Raw genomic sequence first — 20075 nt, 5'->3', positions numbered from 1 at the left:
TATAATTAAGTTTTAATCTTAGCTGAAACCAGCCATTTTGTCAAAACACACTTTATTTGTTGTACCTTGTATTTTTTGATTCTTGCATAAAATTATTAATAAGTTCACCAAATTGATTAAAACGAATTTTTGTTCTAAAGAGATTTGTCTTAGCTGAGTTGTTATCTTCAAATGTTATAACTAGATTATCATCAATTTCAAAATTTCCATGAGCTAATGAATTTCTTATTCTTCTAACAATATATTCTTCTTTAGATTCATCAGGTGATTTAACTCCCATAGTTATGATATCAAAAATTCCTGTATTTATAAAACTTAGATTAGTTGAAACTATTTCTGATTCTTTTGGATATAAAAATAATAAATATGCTGCCATGAAAAGACAACCAGGATTAAGAATTGTTACATTTTCATTTTTTAATCTATATTCATTTAATAAATCCTTTATGGTTTTATTTTCATTTTCAGGCTTTAAACATTCCTGTATCCAAAGGAGACTAATATTTCCCTGAATAATTAGATTCCAATCAGTCATGAATTTTTTATTTATATGGTTTAACTTATGGTATGGTATATAACATCATAATCCACGAAATAAACGGTATTTTATTTCGTGTAAAACATTTATATCTGTATTGTGTAAAACTATAAACCAAAGTAATTATTTTTTTGAAAAATCAAATACTTTAGTAAGTTACTTTTATGGATAATGAAACAATTCTAAAAAAACTTACATAATCGATTGCAAGCACAATGATATACAAATAATACTCAAAAAACATATCGTTCTTATACCATTTTTTAATATCATATAGCAAATACTTTACACTCAATTAAAGTCCACTCAACTTCCTACATAGTAAGGATATTTTAAACTTAGATCAAATATCATTGCTATTATAGAAAGAAACAACCTTATAATCTAATACAACTTCTCAAACACTTCATCCAACTCTTCTCTATTAAAATCCTCCACATAAGTTTCAGTTGTTTTAATAGATTGGTGACCGAAGGCCTGTTTAAGCTTGTATAAATTTACACCTTTTTTTAGTGATAAAGTAGCAAAAGTATGACGAGCTGTATAGAAGGTGATTTTAGTTTTAATACCACACTCTTTAGCTATCAAGTCTTATTTTTTATTATAGTAATCTCTACTCCTACTTTTCGAGCTTTAAACTCTTCTCTAATATATAAGTTTAATTCTTTATCTAGGATTGAAAAAAAGTTTCTTTATCAGTATAATATCTATTTTATACTGATAAAAAACAATATTCTCTACCTATTTAATTACTATTCTCTACAGAAAGACTTATCGTCATTCCTAACGCATTAAATACTTTTTAGCAATCCTCTATTACAACAATCTTTTAATTAATACATACCAACAAATTAAAATTTATAAACCAACACACCACTTTTGAATTCCATTCTTACCAATACAATAAGAATGTTCCTCTTGCACTTTCTAGGGGTTTGCTAGGAGATTCCTTGGACTTTCCTTGCCCAAAAGGCGTTTTTGTCGAAGAAAGGTGCAAGAAACCCTCAAGCAATCCCCTAGCAAGTCTGAACAAAACTATCTTTAATACATCCATAAATATGGATAAGAAATAAAGTTACTACGTGATTCTTTTTAAATACGGCATCCCTTATCTACACTAGAAAACTTATTTCCTATTTAAGTTTTGTTCGGGGATGGTTCGGGTCATGTTCGGTAATCCTTCGGTAAAAGGGATGTCTTCCCGAACAAAATCAAAACAAACCAATGATATAGAATTATAAAAAAAGCATCTGTATGACTACAGATGCTTTTCAACAAAACACATTTACACTAACCTAATATATCATTAGACAGCTCTATAGTTATAGGTCGTACTTACTCTTCCCATTGATCATGCGAGAGACTATCCCATTATCTGAACTCAGCTCAGCGAATAGCACCCCGATAAAGTGAATAACTAAATACGTTATAAAATAATATATAGAACCAAAATGAATACTCTTTATTTCATTATTATAAGCTGTCTCAATATCTAACTTTAAGACAACCCCAGTAACTAGTGAGATAACCACACAAGTATAGAACAGTAAGTATATGACAGCTCTAATACGCGTGTTAAGCACACTCCCTCTCTTAAACGGATTTAAGAACGGTACTCTACCCATCATCCCTAGTATAATTCTCACGAATATTAATCCCATCAAGGTATACCCCAAGTAGACATGCCACTCCCACATAGGAGCACGTATGCGCTTCGCCAGTACGATAGCCTTCTCCTTAGTCATATTTACATCCTGAGAAGTGCTGTACTCCATGATGATCTCACTCATCCCCTCTTTATTTAACCAACTATAGCGCAACAGTATAGTGATAAGCATCCCTAACATCACGAATGCTATACTCCAATGCAAAAACCGAAATGCCAAGCTATAGCAATCACCTCTCATTCTCATTTTAATATTTTTAATAAAATTAAATTACCAAATATGTTAATTTAAAATAATTATAATAATCAAATATAGAAATAACAATCAATAACTTCTAAACAAAAGTGAACATAATTTGAAAAAAGTAAAAAAATAAGTTTTCTATACAATATCAAATAATCCAAAACGTTATATAATTAGCTAATAGAATGCAGAAAAAATAGATTAACTCTATTATGTCTATTTTTTAAAGTATGTTTGTTAGTCTGCAATAATTTTTTGAAATAAAATATTAATATTTATCTTAAATTTGCAGAGTGAAAAACAAATTGTTATTGAATCAAAAATAAATTGGAATGAAAAAGATATTACTCTTGTTTGTAATACTAATGTCAATTAGTACTTCTTATGGTCAGCGAAAATCTAAAAAACAGGAAGCACCTGTTAAGAAGATCGAGTACCTAGACATTGTTCAAATTCTATCAAATAAAGATGAGCTTAAATTAACTCAACAACAGGTAGGAGCCTTGACAATCAAAAATGAATACATTAAGCGTGACTTACAAAACCTGAACTCTAAAGCAAAAATGGAGGAAGTAGAGAAGAACATGCACCAACGTGAATTATTCGCTGGGTATAACAACTTCGTGAATAGAACACTGAATGAAGATCAGTTAGAAAGTTGGAATGTAATTAAAAAAGAAATAGCTGCTGGTGAAGAAGAAAGTTCTGATCTAAAAACAGAGATGGCTGCACTAGACTCAGCTTATAAAGCAGAACTAAAAGAAGTATACAGAAAATACAGCAAAGATCGTAAACTATACTACGCAAGTAGAAATGTAGTGAGAAAACAATACGATGCTGATAAACTACGTATCTACAAAAAATACAACCAACCAGTAGAAGAAGAAGGTGCTGAAGGTGATAAAGTATTAACATTAGAAGAAATCGCGAACTTATATAAAGAATACGACGATTACTACAATGAACCGAAACAAGCTAATCCATTAGAATACTTAGATGTAAAAGAAGAATATTCTAATGAGACAGAAGAAATAACATCAGAAGAAGAAGGAGAGTATTAATCTCCTTCTTTTTTTTTGTACTATTTAAATACATTAAGGTACTTTAACAGCTAAAATGTCCGAATACTACCAAAATACAAGTATATTAAGCGCAAAGCTTTCAGTTTTTTTAAGTTACTTTGCATAAAAAATAAATTATGTCTTATATCAGCAAAGTTATTAGTGGAAAATGCCCTAACTGTGGTAAAGAGCACATATTCCATGAGAAAGGAAATCCGATTACATTTAAGATGCCGAAAATGACGAAAGAGTGTGGATCTTGTGGATATAACTTCCATAGAGAAACAGGATTTTATTTTGGGGCTATGTATATGAGTTATGCACTTACAGTTGCTGAAATGGTAACGGTGATGGTGCTTCGTCTTATCATCAATCACTTATTTGATTTGAATATCACGATGTTACACGCGTTTATTGCAATTGTCTTTGTAATTTTTATTATGTGGACATTTAACTATCGCTTATCTCGAATCATGTGGTTAAATTTATTTTATAAAAAAGATGAGCAATAGTCTAGGTTTATTAAAATAAAAGTTATTATATTTGCGCCACCTAACAGAGAAACGGGTGTAGTTCAAGGGTAGAATAGCGGTCTCCAAAACCGTTGATGGGGGTTCGAATCCCTCCACCCGTGCAGCGTAAAAAAAGCTCCTTAATATTTACATTAAGGAGCTTTTTATTTTTATATCATTCTCTTATTTTAGACATACTTTTTAAGGAACTCTTTCGGAGAGATACCGGTTCTCTTTTTAAACACCTTAGAGAAGTAAGAATAATCATCGTACCCTAACATCATAGCGATCTCACTAAAGCTTTTGCCTGTATAGATAAGCATACGCTTAGCCTCTAAGACGATTCTGTCTATAATGATATCAGTAGTAGTCTTATCTAATAACGTCTTGCATACGCGATTTAAATGCTTTTGTGTCATATTCATCCATTCTGCATAGACTGCAGCAGACTTCTCTGTGCGAAAGTTCTTTTCTAATAGGTTCTCGAAGTGATGTAGATGTTGATTATACTGCAAGTTGGGCACTGCAGTAAAAGAGTTTCCTTCTAGTAGCTGTCTATTGCATTCTATATAGAATAGGGAAGCTAAATTCACTAGAGAGAAGTTCTTCTTCCAGTTGGGTTGGCTTACCTCATCCGTCATTCTCTTCATTAGATTCTCCACTAATACGCTACTCTCTTCATTTAGTAGAAAACCGTTCGGGTAATACGCTGATCTAAATACAGGATACTCGCGTATCGTCTCTCGGACAAAGAATAAATCAAAATACTCTTGAGTGTGAAAAAAGATATAACCATCTATATCCTCTGATAAGATCCAACTATGCGTCTGCCCAGGTGCTAACATAAACACCATACCAGGCTGTATCTCATAGCTCTGAAAGTCTATCTCGTGGGTTCCACTCCCCTTGGTAAAAATCATACAAACATAGAAATCATGTCGATGTGGTTTTTCCACATGATCGTGATTTGTGATAAGGTGTTGTGGTATCGTATTGGCATAAAAATCAGCTCCTTTAACCTCCTCAGTCAAATCTCGCATTTGTAAAATAGTAATATCTTTCATCAATCTAATATATGGTCAAACAAAAATAGTATTTTTAGTTTACACTAAATAATTCTTATTCTAATGGCTTAAGTCCTAGCTACTACTCTACGCTATATAATTAAAAGACAAATAGTCTCTATAATACGCTAGTACACACTTGATCAAGAACTAAGCGTGAATATTATCCAAAAAGTCTACTGTACAACAAACAAAGTTTTGAGTAAACTTTACTATCTTTAGCACTCGTTAAAATAAATAATTGTTATGAAATATATTCTACCTATTCTTATGGTATTAGGGCTAGCCTCATGTGGAGGTGGCGAAACTAAAAAAACAGATCTTGAGACTATCGATAAACAATCTGCAAGAGAAGTAACGATCAAGTCTGTAGTAGCAGGAGATAGTATCCTACATATCACAAGTCAAAAAATATGGGCGAATGGTCAACTAGTAACACAAAAAACGGACACGATCAAAACAGCAAAAGAAGTAAGCGCATGGGGAGATACTAAGCCTACTTCTCTAGTAAAAGTGCCGATTTATGTAACTGTAGAATAATAATATCATGAATAGAAAAAGTAGTAAAGCAGTGAGTCTAGTACTTATCACAGCAGCATTAGCTTCATGCTCTAAGACTCCTGATAAACAAGAAGAACAAGAACAAGCACAGAAAGTATATATGAGAGCGGATAGCTCTGCACCTTATACGGATGTGACTCAACAATATAATCAACAACGCCATCACAGTGGAGGTGGTATGGGAAGTGCTCTACTATGGTATATGGCCTTCAGACCACTAATGGGTGGAGGTATGGGATATGCTAGTAATGGACTCTCTCACCAAGCTAATGTAGGTACGAATACGTCTAAATCTAATGCAGTAAAGACACATAAGTCAGCTAGAGGAGGTTTTGGTAATACTTCTAAGTCATCTACTGTTAGTTCATAATCTATGAGAATAAAATACCTAACAGCTGATACAAATTGGCAAAAGAGATTAGAAGACAACGGTTTTGGATTTCACACGGATGAGAATAATGTCCCTTATTGGATAGAGCACTACTATTACAGTATAGAGCCAGCATTCGCTGACGAGATATACAATGCCACTACTGAGCTATGGCAGATGTGCCTAGAGGCAGTAGACCACGTGATCACGCATAATCTATTTGATCAATTTCAGATTCCGATCTTCTTTCACGATCATATAAAACAGTCATGGGAGAATGATGCACCAAGTATCTACGGTCGTTTTGACTTTGTCTTCGATGAGAAAAAACAACAACTGAAAGTATTAGAGTTTAATGCGGATACTCCTACTTCTCTGTATGAAACAGGAGTGACGCAATGGCAATGGATGCAACATTACTTCGGTGAACGCAAAGACCAGTTTAACTCTGTACACGATCAATTAATCGCTTCATGGCGTGATCTAAAGCCTTATCTAAAAGGGGACACACTACACTTCAGTTGTATGCGTGAGACTTTAGAGGACCTAACGAATATAGAATACCTAAGAGACACCGCTATACAAGCAGGTATCAACACGAAGCTAATCTTCATAGATGATATCGGATGGAATGGGGTGAACTTTACAGACCTAGAAGAAGAGACGATAACAGATATATTTAAGCTATATCCATGGGAATGGTTGGTATATGAGCCATTTGCGTTACATATACCGAATGACGAAGCACAGGCGAACTGGATAGAACCGTCATGGAAGATGATCTTATCTAATAAGGCTATCATGGCTGTACTGTGGAAGCTGTATCCTAACCATCCATTGCTACTAGAGACCTACTTCGATACACCTAACGGGATGCGTGACTATGTAAAGAAACCTTTACTCTCAAGAGAAGGTGCTAATGTAACGCTATACCAGCATGGAGCTATCGTAGAAGCTACTCCTGGAGATTATGGAGAGGAAGGCTATATCTGTCAAGAGTTAGCTCACTTACACCAAGAGTCAACAGGATATTCTATTATCGGAAGCTGGATCATAGGTCAAGAATCATGTGGTATTACATTCCGAGAAAGTAATAATCGAATCACAACAGACAAAAGCAGATTTATACCTCATATCATAGAAGAATCATAAGGATAAATCTTTATAATATTATATCTTGCTACCGTATATGGATAAGTTCTATATACGGTAGCTAACTTTTAACACCAGACAGATGACTCCTGAATTTATATACGACAAACAATACAGTAACACTGCATTTAACTATAACGATATCTCATTTAAAGAATTTGAGAATTGTAAGTTTGAAAACTGTGATCTGAGCGCTTGTTCATTCTTAGCTACTCTTTTTATAGACTGTGATTTTATCAACTGCAATTTTAAAGATGCAGAGGTGAACTATGTAGGACTTCGCAATGTCAACTTTACAGCTTGTAACTTTACACGTGTAAACTTCGCCATGATAGACCAGACTATATTCGAATTTACCTTTACAGACTGTAATTTAGAATTAACTCAGTTCTATGGTTTAAAACTTAAAAAGCAACTGTTTTCTAATTGTAGTCTAATCAGTGCTGACTTTTCAGACACAGATTTGAGTATGGCACTGTTTGACAACTGTAATTTACACCGTGCAGTATTTCATAAAGCCAATGCAGAGAAAGCGGACTTCTATACGAGTTATAACTATGATATAGACCCGCAGTTCACTAAGATTAAAAAAGCGATATTCTCTATGGATGGATTAGCTGGTTTACTAACAAAGCATCAATTAGTCTTAAAGTAATTCATAATAATTACAAAAACATAAAGATAAATTAGTACTTTTAAGTATTAATTTATCTTTAATAAAAATGAAATTATCAAAACGTGTCAAAATCCTTTTAATAGTTGGTGTCAGTCTACTAGGGCTATATCAGATAGGGAGATATGCATTAAACCGTTTTATATATAAGCACTTACCAGAGATTATCACAGAGAAGAATGATACTCCTTATGATCTAGCGTATGAGGACATCAGCTACTACCCTGCATTAAGAAGACTAACTGTCTCTGGAATCACAGTGACTCCTAAAGATACTACTACTCATCCTAATCTTACTTATATCAGTACAAGACTAGATAAAATAGTGATTCAAGGGGTAGCTATCAAAGAATTACTACAAAACAAGAATCTACGTGCAAACAAAATCAAACTAAGTCATCCTAGTATAGTGATGATTAAAGGAGATAGTGTCGTGCAGAAGCAAGCTAAAATAAACGTAAAAAATGATATAGATATTGAGTCTATTATCGTAGAACATGCTCATGTCTTAATAAAAGACAGAAAGAGTAATACAAGACTAAATGAGGTCTATAACTTCAATGCAACAATCAGAGGAGTACATTTCGGTGAAGAGGTGATAGAGAAGGCTATTCCCTTTAGCTATGCCTCTTATGTGATGACAACAGACTCTATCTATAGTAAGCTGAATGAGTGGCATAAATTCACCATCGGTAAGATTATCATAGAACCAACAGCGCTAGAGATGCACCAGCTATCTGTAAAGCCCTTCTCAGAGACTATCGAGTCAAAAGAATTAGCTAAGAACTTATTGTCTGTAGATATCCCACAGCTAAAGTTAACTGGGACAGACTGGGGGTATAAAAATGAGCAAGACTTCTACCTTGATATTGCTTCTATAGAGACGGACTCTACGGCAATAAAAATCAAGAATAACAAACTCAAACAAGATATCAAGGTAGCAGAAAAACAACCTGCTAAAAAAACTAAAAAGCAGAAAAAGCAAGAGGTGGCAGTGGTATACGATACACTACCTTCTCTAGTTCCATTTGCTTTGAAGATAGGCGACATTAAGATTAACAAATTATCACTAGATGCATTAGACACTTGGAATACATCTAAGACTAATATAGTCTTAACGGATATCAACAATAAGGTAGGAGAACAACTAAAAGTGACTAAAATAGCAATAGACTCTCCTGTCATCACCTATACTCCTAATGATGTAAAGAGTAAACCTAAGACTACTGCTAAGCTATTATCTGATTATATCACATTAGATTCATTAGTGCTTCGCAAGGCTGCCTTCCAAATACACGATAGAAAAACAAATAGCAACAGCTTAAAGGTGAATAATATCAATGCTGTGATAGCAGATATCCGTATTGATAAAAATACTGGTGGAAATAAGATTCCTTTTACTTATGGCAAGACTACGCTATCATCTGGAGCGATTACATACGATACGAAGAAATATTATGATATAAGTGTAGACTCTCTATCTATCGATAATAAAGAGCTAAAACTGGCTAACTTCAATATGAAGCCAAAGTACTCTAGAAAGAAGACTGTAAGCATGTTTAGATATGCAGATGATATCTTCACATTGCAAGCAAAAGAGATAGCTTTAAAGAATTATAACTACGACTTCGATGCCAAAGGAACACTACTGTTTAAAACAGAACAGATTAACATCAATCAACTTGATGCTAATATCTTTAGAGATAAGGCACCTACATTCAATATGAGTATCAAACCCATGTTCAGTAAAAAATTAAGAGATCTAAAATTCGGACTAGAAGTAAATAATGTAGCAATACGCAACTCTAAGCTAGTCTATGAAGAGACTGACCCTAAAGCAGTAGCTCCAGGTAAGATTATGTTCCACAACTTCAATGCGACTATTAAGAATATATATAGTGGATATGGTGTGACTAAAGTACCTACTACTACGATAGCTGTCAATGCGAGGTTTATGAATGCAGCTCCACTACGTGTAGACTGGTCTTTCAATGTACTTAACAGAAGAGATAACTTCAATATACAAGGTAAGATTACGAACTTCCCAGCTAATTCTATGCGCCCGTTCTTACAGCCGTATGTCAAGGCTAATACAGAAGGTAGTATCAGTCTAGTCACTTTTAACTTCTCTGGTAATAATACTTCTGCTACAGGAACCTATGGTATGCAATATGAGGACCTAAAGGTAACTATCTATAAGAAAGATGGGCAGCAAAAGAAAAAGTTCTTATCTGCTGTGGGGAATATGTTTATCCGAAAGAACACTAAGGATGAAGTCAAAACAGTTAATATTAAAAAAGTAGATAGAGTTCAAGAAAAGTCTTTTTTCAATTATCTTTGGTTATGCATAATGCAAGGTTTAAAACAAACCGTCTTATAGTACAACACCACAAAACAAAAAGATATGAAAACAGCATTCATTACAGGAGCAACATCAGGTATAGGAAAAGCAACAGCACAAGCATTAGCTGCTAATCACAGACTAATCTTGTGTGGGAGAAATAAAGAGAACTTAGCAGCCATAGAGCGTGAACTAACAGAGCAGACAGAAGTGATGACACTAACATTCGATGTGAGTGACAAAGAAGCTACCTTTAAGGCAATAGCGTCTCTTCCGACTGCATGGCAAGATATAGATGTGCTTATCAATAACGCAGGAAATGCTCACGGATTAGCTACTTTCCAAGAAGCTTCTCTAGAGGACTTAGAGGCTATGATAGATATCAATGTAAAGGGAATAATCTATGTGACTAAAGCTATTGTTCCTCTTATGATCAATAGACAATATGGACATATCGTCAATCTATCTTCTATCGCAGGGAAAGAGTCATACCAAAACGGTACAATCTACTGCGCTTCTAAGGCTGCTGTAGAGGCATTCTCTAAAGGACTGAGATATGATCTACTATCAGATGGAATTAAGGTAACTAATGTAGCTCCTGGGGCAGTAGAAACAGACTTCTCCCTAATCCGATTTAAAGGAGATAGCGATAGAGCAGCAAAGGTATATGAAGGGTATACTCCATTAGTAGCTGAAGATATAGCGAATGCTATAGCCTATATCGTCAACCAACCTGAACATGTGCAAATAGCTGATATTACAGTATTTCCGAAGGCTCAAGCTGGTGCAACAACCATTCATAAAAAATTGTAAAAATTATCATATTAATCATCCCAAAACTAATACATTTGCAGAGGAATTACAGTACGTTAATCTTCTATTAGAATGAAACAAATCTTAGCAATAAGTCTCTTATTAGGACTGAGTTGCACATCTAGTTGGGCTTATAAAAGTACCTACTCACACATCAATGTACAGTTAGAGGAAAGTGTAAAACTAGACACCGTCTATCTCGACTTAAAAAATGATCCAGACTTTAAGTTTCAAAACAACTTAAGATGGTATCAAGATAAGAAGTTAGAGTTGTTTGGAATCAAAACCAATAAGAATGAAATCTTCATTGAGCCTCTTTTCTATCAGATAGAATCTTTTATAGAAGGAATATCTATCGTGTCTATGGACAACTTCCAAGGCGCAATAAATGATAAAGGAGAAGTGATTATTCCTTTTGCCTATGAAGAACTACAGACAAGTAGTGAGTACAAAATAGCCTTCTTAGAAGGTGGCAAATGGGGATTCTTCAACACAGAAGGTAAAAAGATTATCTCTGCTCAATATGATTATGTAGGAAGCTACTCTGATGGATTAGCATTAGCTTCTAAAGATCAATTGTTTGGTTATATCGATCACAAAGGAAGAGTAGTTATCCCTTTTCAATATGACTACGCTAGTAACTTCGAAGATGGACAAGCACAAGTAGAACTAAAATTTGAATCTTTTACGATTGATAAAAAAGGAACTAAGGTATCTTATTAAAATAAAAAACGGTAAGCTGTACAAGGCTTACCGTTTCTGTATACTAGAATTTCATAGCAAAAAAGCGTATTCTAAGTATTTGTAATAATTGATTCATACTATTGAAAATACCCCCACGATAATCAAAATAGTATGTAGTCATCTGAAAACTCCAACTAACCAATTTATATATTAAAGTCCATTAAACTTCACTCCTAACATAAACCATCTACCAGGCATAGGTACTGCACCGGCCTCTATGTAAGTAGTATCAAATATATTCTGAGCATCTAAGTAAATACTATATTTCTTTAGATTATAGTTGACTCTTATGTCTGTAATCCAATAATTCTTATAACTGATACGCTCATTAAAGCGATTAGCCAGTGTAGCACTAAGGTTATTATAAGTATAATTAACTGTCCCTACTAACTGGTGTTTTAAACTCTCTATCGCATACTTAGAGATCTTATCTTCTCCTTTGTTCTCCACTTTAGGAGATAAATAAGTATATGATAATCCTAAGTCCCAATAAGACTTCTCTGATCCTAATTTATACTTTAATGCTGTATTAAATCCTTTAGTCTTATTCTTAGAAGCATTATATGGCTGATATGGCACTGTCGTATCTACTCTTATCCAATCGATAAAGTCATCAATATCTCTATAAAAAGCAAAAGCCTCTGCTCTAAATCCTTTATTGACATACTTCCCTCCTAATTCTATCTGATAAGCTTTTTCTGGTAATAGATCTGGATTACCTATATTACCAGGGCGTTGATCTAAATATAAATCTGTAAAAGAAGGTATTCTACTTGCTGTACCAGCATTGAACATCGCTTTCCAATGTTCGTTAAAAGTATAACTAGCGTCTATTCCAGGAAAAACTTCCCATCCATACTTCGTATTATAATTAACATAAGCTCCAAGATTTACATCTAGTCGATCAAAGAACTCACGTTGTATCTCAGCGTACAATCCATAGTTACTCTTGCTGTGATCCCCAATATTAGTTGAGTTAATCTCTTCATACCTCATCTCTCCTCCAAAAGATATCTTACCAAAATCTGCTAAGTACTCTCCTCTAATATTACTAGTAATCGCATGTGAATAATGACGGCTACGTGCCTTACTTAACTCATGTCTGAAGTAACGATAATCATCAAAGTTATATCTGTAAGCTACACTAGGCATTAATGTAAAGCGGTCAGTTAAATAATGACGTGAACTCAGATTTACCATTGATGTAGATACTACTTCTTTTGATTCTTTATCACCAGGAGCAGCATAGAATCCATTTGCTCCGAAAGAACTTCTAGCATGACCTGCAAGTACCATAATAGCATTATTCTCATTAGGGGTGTAGTTCCCTTGATAGAAGATTTTATTGTTGTGAAAAGCAGTATTATAACGAGTACCATTACCTGAGTCATGGCTACCGAATAACATATGATTGTCTTTTTTGCGTACAAGCGTACCCCCTAATTGAATACCACGATTATTAAATAATTCACCATGATCTCCTTCTTTATCTTTCTTAAAGCTACTTCCGATATATGTATTAGCAAAAAGACCGTCTTTCTTAGGGTTCTTTGTTACGATATTCACTACCCCTGTCAGACTGTTCACACCATATAGACGAGCTGAAGGTCCGCGTACTATCTCTATACGTTCAATCGCTTCTAAAGGAATTGGTACATTAAGGCTATTATGCCCTGTCTGTGGATCCGAAATCTTCTGTCCATTAAGCAACAATACATTCTGCTCAAAACTACCTCCGTCAATACTAAAGTCTGATTGTGTTCCAAATGGTCCTCTCTGACGAATATCAACACCCGTAGCATAAGTCAACAACTCATTAATAGACGATACAGGTAATTGTTTTATCTGTTCTTGATTAATAAATGTAATATTTCTATTCTTCAGCGAACTTGGTAATTGTAATCGCTGATTATAGATTACTATTTCTTCTATTTTATCTTCAAGGGTATTTTCTGTCTTAGTTTGTCCTTGTGCTTGTACTACAAAAAAAGTACTTAACAAGGCTAAAATGACATAATTATTCTTCATTTCAGGTAGTTTATTTATGCAAAACTATTCTTATTCCCCTCTTCTATGCTAGTCCACTTTTAAAATAACAGCTAGTCCGGCCTACAGCACTCTAAAACGAGGTTTATAGAACATTTTAAGAATAAACAATAAATTATTCACTATATTATATTAAATTCGCAGTATAATATATAAAAACATGAAACATTTAATCTTCAGTTTTTTGAGTATACTTGTCCTTACCTCTTGTAAAAAGGCAGATACTATGGCAGAAACTTTGATTCTTAATGACTCTATCAAGGTAGACCCAATAGAAGATCAAATAAAGATACACGTAGACAGTGCATCGATAGCCAATCTTCCAAAGGACATTCAAAAGTTCTATGTAGAAAACCTATACCAAATCGGTTGGGGAAGAACAAGTAATAGAGAGCAACTTTTAAAAGTACTTGACGAAGCATACTTAGATGGTATAAACAACTCAAAGTACAATACTGAAAAAGTTCATCAATTTCACAAAGATTACCAAAGACTATCTGACTTAGATAAAATACAAGCAGACTTTCTATTCACTAAAGCATTTTATAGTGCCAGTAAAGACTTGTATAATGGAGTACAAAATCCTAGAAGATTATACAATGACTGGGATATGTTTCCAAAAGATCTAAATACAGCTGCTACCATGCAACTTGCTTTAAGTAGAGGAACGATACAGACAACCTTTGATAGTTTAAGATCACCTAATGAAATATATGGTAATCTAAAAAATAAACTATCAAACCTATATCAACTGAATCGAGATACAATCAAAGCTGTCACAGCTAAGTATAAACTAAATGATACAGTACCTGAGCTAGTAAATATTAAAAAGCATTTAAACTTCTTAAGTTATTATCCTGATAGTCTATCAAAGGATTTTATCAATAATGAAGGAGTCGTAACTGCTTTAAAACAGGTTCAAAAGAATAGTAAACTAATCGAAAACGGTGTTGCTGATAAAAAAACGATAGAGGCTATCTTAAAAGAAGAAGCTTCTGTAAAAGAAAAGCTAGTAGTCAATCTAGAACGTTGGAGATGGTTCCCTAGAGATCTAGGTGATAACTATATCTTAATCAATATAGCTGATTATAGTTTAGTTGCTGTAAAGTCAGGTGATACAATAAAACAACACAAAGTAATCGTAGGTACAACAGGTCGTAAAACTCCTATCCTAAGTTCTGTTCTAAAGACAATTGTGATCAATCCAACATGGACGGTTCCTCCTACCATTCTAAAGAATGACTTAACACCTAAAGCTAGTGCTAACTTAAGTTACTTCTCTAATGCTAGATTTACAATCTACGATAAGAGCACAGGGAAAGTAGTAGCTCCAGAAAACTGGGATTCTAGTAAAGCTTCTTCTTATAGATATGTACAGAAAGCTGGTGTAGGAAACACATTAGGACGTATTAAGTTTATGTTTGATAACAATCACGCAGTGTACTTACATGACACTCCTAATAAAGCTAACTTTAATAGAGCTCAGAGAAGTTTAAGTTCTGGATGTATACGTGTAGAAGATCCTTTTGACCTAGCACAATTTGTATTTGATATACAGCAAAATGAGATCTCTCAAGAAGAAATAAAAAAGATTCTTGATTCTCAAAACACTAAGAATATAACGACTAGTAAAGAGGCTGTACACATCCACCAACTATACTGGACTATCCAAGTAGCTAATGATGGTAAGATAACTCAGTTTAAAGATGTTTATAAGTTTGATAACGATTTATACACTAAACTACAATAACAAAAAAACACCCATTAAGAATGAAATCTTAATGGGTGTTTTTCTTTATATAAGAGGTAGTACTAAACAAATTTTGACTTTAACTCATACTGATTACTTGGATAATAAATAAACAATAGAGATTTGTCTTTAATCATTTCTATTAAATCATCATTTACTTCTACAGGTACAGCTGGGCAACCATAACTACGTCCCAACTTTCCTTGAGCGCGTACTAGATCTGGTGAAGCATAATCCGCACCATGGATCACAATCGCTCTTTCTCTAGCTTTATCATTAATCCCTGCTTCTAATCCATCTAATCTTAGAGAGAATCCATTTCTTCCATTATACGTCTCTCCTGTTGTATAAAATCCTAAGCTACTCATATGAGAGTTAACACGATTAGAAAACGTAGTTGCATATTCTTCTCCTGTCTTCTTGCCATGTGCTACAAGTGATTGTAACAGAACAGCATTCTCTTTCATATCAATAACCCATAGACGAGGCTTAGCTGACGATAGGCTAAAGTCAACGATAGTTAACTTCTCATTCTTAATCTTACCCGTCTCTAACATCTTATAATACCCTTTCAAAGCTGCAGTATATACTGCTCTAGCCGGAGCATTATAATGATTTAACTCTAAACTAGAGTATAAGCTTTTAGCCGTACTTTCAAAACTATATTCTTCAGAACTCACTGTGTTATCAACAGTTTTCTCAATCACATTTGTATAATCATTCGACGTTGGTAAAGTATTACTTCCTACTACATTCCCAAAAAATGCCATTGAGGCAAATAACCAATAAAAATTCTTTTGTTTCATATAACCTTCTCATTTATAGTCTTTAATTCTAATTTTAGAAACGTAAATTTAAAAAAAATATTATACGACCAAAGGAATTTTTAACAATAAAAGTATTTAATGCCATTATTTCAAGAATCAAACGTGACCTTTTTTGAATAAGTATGCGTAAATTTGTCTAACACAACGAATAATATTTAAAGTTTCACTATTATGAATAAGAAAGTAATATTAATGATTCTAGATGGCTGGGGACAGACTCAAGATCCTAAAGTATCAGCTATCGAGCACGCAAATACACCATTTATAGACAGTCTATATACTAAATATCCTAATACATTTGTACTTACTGATGGACTAAATGTAGGTCTTCCAAAAGGGCAAATGGGTAACTCTGAAGTGGGTCACATGAATCTTGGAGCTGGTAGAATCGTCTATCAAGACCTTGTAAAAATAAATATGGCAGTAGAAGATAACACTATTGCTAAAGAGCCTGCATTACAAGCAGCATTCGAATACGCTAAGACAAACAATAAAAAAGTACACTTCTTAGGACTGCTATCTGATGGTGGAGTACACTCTCATGAGCAACATTTATATGGTCTAGTAGATGCAGCGTCTTCAGCAGGAGTATCAGATATACGTGTTCACGCTTTTACAGATGGACGAGATGTAGATCCTAAATCGGGTGCAAATCACGTACAACAACTACAAGACAGACTGAGCTTATCTACTGCTAAACTAGCTTCTGTAATAGGAAGATACTACGCAATGGATAGAGACCAACGCTGGGAAAGAGTAGCAAAGGCTTACCACCTGTTAGTGAATGGTACAGGTATTCACTCTACTGATGCAGTAAAAAGCATTGAAGCAAGTTATTTAAATAATGTGACTGATGAGTTTATTGAACCTATCGTAATGGTTGATGAAAACAATCAGCCGGTAGGAAAGATTGAAAATGACGATGTAGTGATCTTCTTTAACTTTAGAACGGATAGAGGAAGAGAACTAACACGTGTATTATCTCAAGAAGATCATTCAGATCATGACATGAAGAAACTTGACTTGTACTTTGTAACGCTTACGAACTACGATGATACTTATAAGAATGTACATGTAGTATATGATAAAGAAAACTTACACAATACATTGGGTGAAGTTTTAGAAAAACATGGCAAAAAACAAATACGTATTGCTGAGACAGAAAAATATCCACACGTGACTTTCTTCTTCTCTGGAGGTAGAGAACTTCCATTCGATGGAGAACAGCGTATCTTATGTCCTTCTCCTAAAGTAGCTACTTATGACCTTAAGCCTGAGATGAGTGCTTATGACCTTAAAGACGCACTTATTCCTGAGCTTAAAAAAGGTGAAGCAGACTTCGTATGTCTAAACTTTGCTAACGGAGATATGGTAGGACATACTGGTGTAATGGAAGCAGCAATCAAAGCTTGTGAAGCAGTAGACCAATGTGTAAAAGAAGTAATCACAACTGCTCTTGACAATGGATACACTACGATAGTATTAGCAGATCATGGTAACTGTGAGGTAATGATTAACCCTGATGGTACTCCTAACACAGCACATACTACTAATCCTGTGCCGATCATTATCGTAGACAATGATATCAAAGAGGTAAAGGATGGAGTATTAGGAGACTTAGCTCCTACTATTCTTAAACTAATAGGTATACCTCAACCAGAAGAAATGACTAGACACTCTCTAGTATAATATACAAAAAAGCCACTCAATGAGTGGCTTTTCTATTTTATATCAATAGACATTTACTTTCCTGTAAGCATCTTTTTCTTCATTTTACTAAAAAACTCAGGAGTAACCCCTAAATAAGAGGCTATTTGCTTTTGTGGTAGACAATACTTAATCTCAGGGAAACGCTCTAAAAAGCGTGTATAACGCTCTTCTGCAGGTAGAGATAAGTTGTCCATCAGTCGTTGTTGTGTAGCCACTAGCGATCTCTCTATAAGAACTCTAAAATAACGTTCTATCTTAGGCACTCTATCAAATAAAGCTAATTGATGATCTCTACTCAAAGTCATTACTATCGCATCTTCTACTACTTCTAGATAAGAGTTACCAGGTTTTTGAGATAAATAACTATACATATCAGCTATCCACCATCCTGATGCTGCAAAACTAACAGTATGCTCTACTGCTTGATCATCTAGACAATAGTTACGTACTATACCTGAAACTACAAAAGTAGAATTAATACATACTTCTCCTGCACTTAACAGCTTCGTTTTAGCTGGGTAACGAGTAACTGTGAATGACTCTAATATAATCTGTTGTTCCTCTTTTGTCAGAGAAACATGTTTAGCAAAACTCTGTAATAATATATCCACGATAATGAACTTTTATAAAGTATAAAAATAAGAAATAATGCTCATGATAACTAAAAAAGCCTTATTTCTAAGGCTTTTTTAACTATTATAACTTACGCTAATGCTTCTTTAATTCTTTTGAATGCTTCGATCAACTGATCTTCACTAGTCGCATACGACATACGTATACAATCTGGATTCCCAAATGCTACCCCTGTTACAGTAGCTACGTGTGCTTTCTCTAACAGATACATAGATAGATCATCCGCATTATTAATCTTTACACCTTGAAGTGTCTTTCCAAAGAAAGAAGATATGTCTGGGAATACATAGAACGCTCCTTCAGGTACATTAATCTTAACTCCAGGAATCTCTTTTAATAACCCTACTACTAGATCTCTTCTATTCTTAAATGCCGCAACCATATCTTTTAATACACTAGGATCAGCCTCTACAGCAGTAATAGTAGCACGTTGTGCAATACTATTAGCACCAGAAGTTACTTGTCCTTGCATCTTAGTACATGCCTTAGCGATAAACTCAGGAGCACCGATATATCCGATACGATATCCTGTCATCGCAAATGCCTTAGCAATACCATTTACAGTAATCGTACGATCAATTAAATTACCAATAGTTCCGATACTGCAGTAATTACCTGTAAAGTTAATATGTTCATATATCTCATCTGATAAGATAAAGATATTTGGATATTTCTCTAATACTTTAGCTATAGCTTCGAATTCCTCTTTGCTATATACAGAACCACTAGGATTACATGGTGAACAGAACCATATCATCTTCGTCTTAGGAGTGATAGCGGCCTCTAATTGTTCAGGAGTAATTTTAAAATCACTTTCTATACTAGTAGGCACTTCTACAGGAGTACCCTCAGCCATCTTAACAATCTCTGCATAACTCACCCAGTATGGAGCAGGAATTACTACCTCATCACCAGGGTTGATCATGACATGAGCTACATTATATAACGATTGTTTAGCACCAGTAGATACAACGATCTGACTCGGTGAATAATTTAAATTATTATCTCTCTTAAACTTTTTGCTTATTGCCTCTCTTAGTTCTTTATATCCTTCTACAGGTGGATATTTACTATAGTTATCTTTTACAGCCTGAATAGCAGCTTCTTTGATAAACTCAGGAGCATTAAAATCTGGCTCACCTAGACTCAAACTAATTACGTCTACGCCTTGTTCTTTTAACTCTCTTGCTTTCGCAGCCATTGCTAATGTCTGTGAAGTAGTCAAATTGTTTATTCTATTAGATAGAAATTGGTTGCTCATCTTGTTGTGATTTTAATGAAACTTAATCCCAAAGGTAATTATTATATCTCTATTAATCTGTGTTATCTTTTATTTATTCACGATAAAAAGCCTACTTTTGTCAAAATTT

General features: G+C 34.1%; 19 protein-coding genes and 1 tRNA gene. 12 read left to right on the top strand and 8 right to left on the bottom strand.

Going from position 1 to position 20075, the window contains the following annotated elements:
- Nucleotides 1-52: 52 nt before the first annotated feature.
- From MPR_RS02220 to MPR_RS02210, 3 genes are all read right to left on the bottom strand, one after another.
- Nucleotides 53-535: a HEPN family nuclease gene (locus tag MPR_RS02220; protein WP_041888772.1), complete on the bottom strand. Its 483-nt coding sequence runs from the start codon at nucleotides 533-535 to the stop codon at nucleotides 53-55.
- Nucleotides 536-922: 387 nt separating this feature from the next.
- Nucleotides 923-1126 (bottom strand): tyrosine-type recombinase/integrase, encoded by a 204-nt coding sequence (locus tag MPR_RS19005; RefSeq protein ID WP_041888770.1) that lies wholly within the window; start codon nucleotides 1124-1126, stop codon nucleotides 923-925.
- A gap of 734 nt (nucleotides 1127-1860) precedes the next feature.
- Nucleotides 1861-2451, bottom strand: a complete 591-nt coding sequence (locus tag MPR_RS02210) for a cytochrome b/b6 domain-containing protein (RefSeq protein WP_041888768.1) — start codon at nucleotides 2449-2451, stop codon at nucleotides 1861-1863.
- A gap of 329 nt (nucleotides 2452-2780) precedes the next feature.
- On the opposite strand from MPR_RS02210, the gene MPR_RS02205 reads away from it, so the two are divergent.
- The 3 genes from MPR_RS02205 to MPR_RS02195 all read left to right on the top strand — a co-directional run bounded on the left by MPR_RS02205 (nucleotide 2781) and on the right by MPR_RS02195 (nucleotide 4143).
- Entirely contained in the window at nucleotides 2781-3509 is a 729-nt protein-coding gene (locus MPR_RS02205) for a hypothetical protein (protein ID WP_041888766.1), read from the top strand.
- 137 nt (nucleotides 3510-3646) lie between these two features.
- Nucleotides 3647-4021 (top strand): DUF983 domain-containing protein, encoded by a 375-nt coding sequence (locus MPR_RS02200; protein ID WP_041888764.1) that lies wholly within the window; start codon nucleotides 3647-3649, stop codon nucleotides 4019-4021.
- Between the two features lie 51 nt (nucleotides 4022-4072).
- A tRNA-Trp gene (locus tag MPR_RS02195) sits at nucleotides 4073-4143 on the top strand.
- Between the two features lie 66 nt (nucleotides 4144-4209).
- Here MPR_RS02195 and MPR_RS02190 read toward each other — a convergent pair.
- A complete protein-coding gene (locus MPR_RS02190) occupies nucleotides 4210-5085 on the bottom strand; it encodes an AraC family transcriptional regulator (protein WP_041888762.1) in 876 nt (291 codons plus the stop codon).
- 246 nt (nucleotides 5086-5331) lie between these two features.
- On the opposite strand from MPR_RS02190, the gene MPR_RS02185 reads away from it, so the two are divergent.
- From MPR_RS02185 to MPR_RS02155, 7 genes are all read left to right on the top strand, one after another.
- Nucleotides 5332-5625: a hypothetical protein gene (locus tag MPR_RS02185; RefSeq protein WP_006257461.1), complete on the top strand. Its 294-nt coding sequence runs from the start codon at nucleotides 5332-5334 to the stop codon at nucleotides 5623-5625.
- A gap of 7 nt (nucleotides 5626-5632) precedes the next feature.
- Entirely contained in the window at nucleotides 5633-6016 is a 384-nt protein-coding gene (locus MPR_RS02180; RefSeq protein WP_006257462.1) for a hypothetical protein, read from the top strand.
- 3 nt (nucleotides 6017-6019) lie between these two features.
- Nucleotides 6020-7168, top strand: coding sequence for a glutathionylspermidine synthase family protein (locus tag MPR_RS02175; RefSeq protein ID WP_041888759.1), 1149 nt, complete (start codon nucleotides 6020-6022; stop codon nucleotides 7166-7168).
- Between the two features lie 82 nt (nucleotides 7169-7250).
- A complete protein-coding gene (locus tag MPR_RS02170) occupies nucleotides 7251-7823 on the top strand; it encodes a pentapeptide repeat-containing protein (RefSeq protein WP_016650124.1) in 573 nt (190 codons plus the stop codon).
- A 67-nt stretch (nucleotides 7824-7890) separates the two neighbouring features.
- The gene (locus MPR_RS02165; protein ID WP_041888756.1) at nucleotides 7891-10221 is read left to right on the top strand and encodes an AsmA family protein; all 2331 of its coding nucleotides are present in this window, start codon (nucleotides 7891-7893) and stop codon (nucleotides 10219-10221) included.
- 24 nt (nucleotides 10222-10245) lie between these two features.
- Nucleotides 10246-10995 (top strand): SDR family NAD(P)-dependent oxidoreductase, encoded by a 750-nt coding sequence (locus MPR_RS02160; protein WP_041888754.1) that lies wholly within the window; start codon nucleotides 10246-10248, stop codon nucleotides 10993-10995.
- Between the two features lie 72 nt (nucleotides 10996-11067).
- Nucleotides 11068-11718, top strand: a complete 651-nt coding sequence (locus tag MPR_RS02155; protein WP_006257467.1) for a WG repeat-containing protein — start codon at nucleotides 11068-11070, stop codon at nucleotides 11716-11718.
- A gap of 171 nt (nucleotides 11719-11889) precedes the next feature.
- Here the strand turns inward: MPR_RS02155 and MPR_RS02150 are convergent, their stop codons facing one another.
- Nucleotides 11890-13767 (bottom strand): TonB-dependent receptor plug domain-containing protein, encoded by a 1878-nt coding sequence (locus tag MPR_RS02150; protein WP_041888752.1) that lies wholly within the window; start codon nucleotides 13765-13767, stop codon nucleotides 11890-11892.
- Between the two features lie 178 nt (nucleotides 13768-13945).
- On the opposite strand from MPR_RS02150, the gene MPR_RS02145 reads away from it, so the two are divergent.
- Nucleotides 13946-15535 carry a L,D-transpeptidase family protein gene (locus MPR_RS02145; protein WP_235280506.1) on the top strand — a complete coding sequence of 530 codons (1590 nt, stop codon included), beginning with the start codon at nucleotides 13946-13948 and terminating at the stop codon, nucleotides 15533-15535.
- A gap of 62 nt (nucleotides 15536-15597) precedes the next feature.
- On the opposite strand, the gene MPR_RS02140 is transcribed toward MPR_RS02145, so the two are convergent.
- The gene (locus MPR_RS02140) at nucleotides 15598-16341 is read right to left on the bottom strand and encodes a murein L,D-transpeptidase catalytic domain family protein (protein ID WP_041888750.1); all 744 of its coding nucleotides are present in this window, start codon (nucleotides 16339-16341) and stop codon (nucleotides 15598-15600) included.
- Between the two features lie 192 nt (nucleotides 16342-16533).
- Here MPR_RS02140 and gpmI point away from each other — a divergent pair, with 192 nt between their 5' ends.
- Complete coding sequence (gpmI, locus tag MPR_RS02135; RefSeq protein ID WP_041888748.1) at nucleotides 16534-18051, top strand: 2,3-bisphosphoglycerate-independent phosphoglycerate mutase; 1518 nt, start codon at nucleotides 16534-16536, stop codon at nucleotides 18049-18051.
- Between the two features lie 53 nt (nucleotides 18052-18104).
- On the opposite strand, the gene MPR_RS02130 is transcribed toward gpmI, so the two are convergent.
- Nucleotides 18105-18683, bottom strand: coding sequence for a Crp/Fnr family transcriptional regulator (locus tag MPR_RS02130; RefSeq protein WP_006257474.1), 579 nt, complete (start codon nucleotides 18681-18683; stop codon nucleotides 18105-18107).
- A gap of 92 nt (nucleotides 18684-18775) precedes the next feature.
- Nucleotides 18776-19966, bottom strand: coding sequence for a pyridoxal phosphate-dependent aminotransferase (locus MPR_RS02125; protein ID WP_041888746.1), 1191 nt, complete (start codon nucleotides 19964-19966; stop codon nucleotides 18776-18778).
- Nucleotides 19967-20075: the final 109 nt, after the last annotated feature.

Source organism: Myroides profundi (genome assembly GCF_000833025.1).
Lineage (GTDB): Bacteria > Bacteroidota > Bacteroidia > Flavobacteriales > Flavobacteriaceae > Flavobacterium > Flavobacterium profundi_A.
Note: the sequence above shows the minus strand (reverse complement) of the source record. Positions and strands in the feature narration are given on the sequence as shown.

Bases quoted from the DNA above. Each gene is read 5' to 3' on its own strand.
- MPR_RS02210 (WP_041888768.1), bottom strand. From the start codon at position 2,451: ATGAGAATGAGAGGTGATTGCTATAGCTTGGCATTTCGGTTTTTGCAT.
- gpmI (WP_041888748.1), top strand. From the start codon at position 16,534: ATGAATAAGAAAGTAATATTAATGATTCTAGATGGCTGGGGACAGACT.
- MPR_RS02205 (WP_041888766.1), top strand. From the start codon at position 2,781: ATGAAAAAGATATTACTCTTGTTTGTAATACTAATGTCAATTAGTACT.
- MPR_RS02160 (WP_041888754.1), top strand. From the start codon at position 10,246: ATGAAAACAGCATTCATTACAGGAGCAACATCAGGTATAGGAAAAGCA.
- MPR_RS02220 (WP_041888772.1), bottom strand. From the start codon at position 535: ATGACTGATTGGAATCTAATTATTCAGGGAAATATTAGTCTCCTTTGG.
- MPR_RS02140 (WP_041888750.1), bottom strand. From the start codon at position 16,341: ATGAAACAAAAGAATTTTTATTGGTTATTTGCCTCAATGGCATTTTTT.
- MPR_RS02185 (WP_006257461.1), top strand. From the start codon at position 5,332: ATGAAATATATTCTACCTATTCTTATGGTATTAGGGCTAGCCTCATGT.
- MPR_RS02180 (WP_006257462.1), top strand. From the start codon at position 5,633: ATGAATAGAAAAAGTAGTAAAGCAGTGAGTCTAGTACTTATCACAGCA.
- MPR_RS02200 (WP_041888764.1), top strand. From the start codon at position 3,647: ATGTCTTATATCAGCAAAGTTATTAGTGGAAAATGCCCTAACTGTGGT.
- MPR_RS02175 (WP_041888759.1), top strand. From the start codon at position 6,020: ATGAGAATAAAATACCTAACAGCTGATACAAATTGGCAAAAGAGATTA.
- MPR_RS02145 (WP_235280506.1), top strand. From the start codon at position 13,946: ATGAAACATTTAATCTTCAGTTTTTTGAGTATACTTGTCCTTACCTCT.
- MPR_RS02155 (WP_006257467.1), top strand. From the start codon at position 11,068: ATGAAACAAATCTTAGCAATAAGTCTCTTATTAGGACTGAGTTGCACA.
- MPR_RS02125 (WP_041888746.1), bottom strand. From the start codon at position 19,966: ATGAGCAACCAATTTCTATCTAATAGAATAAACAATTTGACTACTTCA.
- MPR_RS02150 (WP_041888752.1), bottom strand. From the start codon at position 13,767: ATGAAGAATAATTATGTCATTTTAGCCTTGTTAAGTACTTTTTTTGTA.
- MPR_RS02165 (WP_041888756.1), top strand. From the start codon at position 7,891: ATGAAATTATCAAAACGTGTCAAAATCCTTTTAATAGTTGGTGTCAGT.
- MPR_RS02170 (WP_016650124.1), top strand. From the start codon at position 7,251: ATGACTCCTGAATTTATATACGACAAACAATACAGTAACACTGCATTT.
- MPR_RS02190 (WP_041888762.1), bottom strand. From the start codon at position 5,085: ATGAAAGATATTACTATTTTACAAATGCGAGATTTGACTGAGGAGGTT.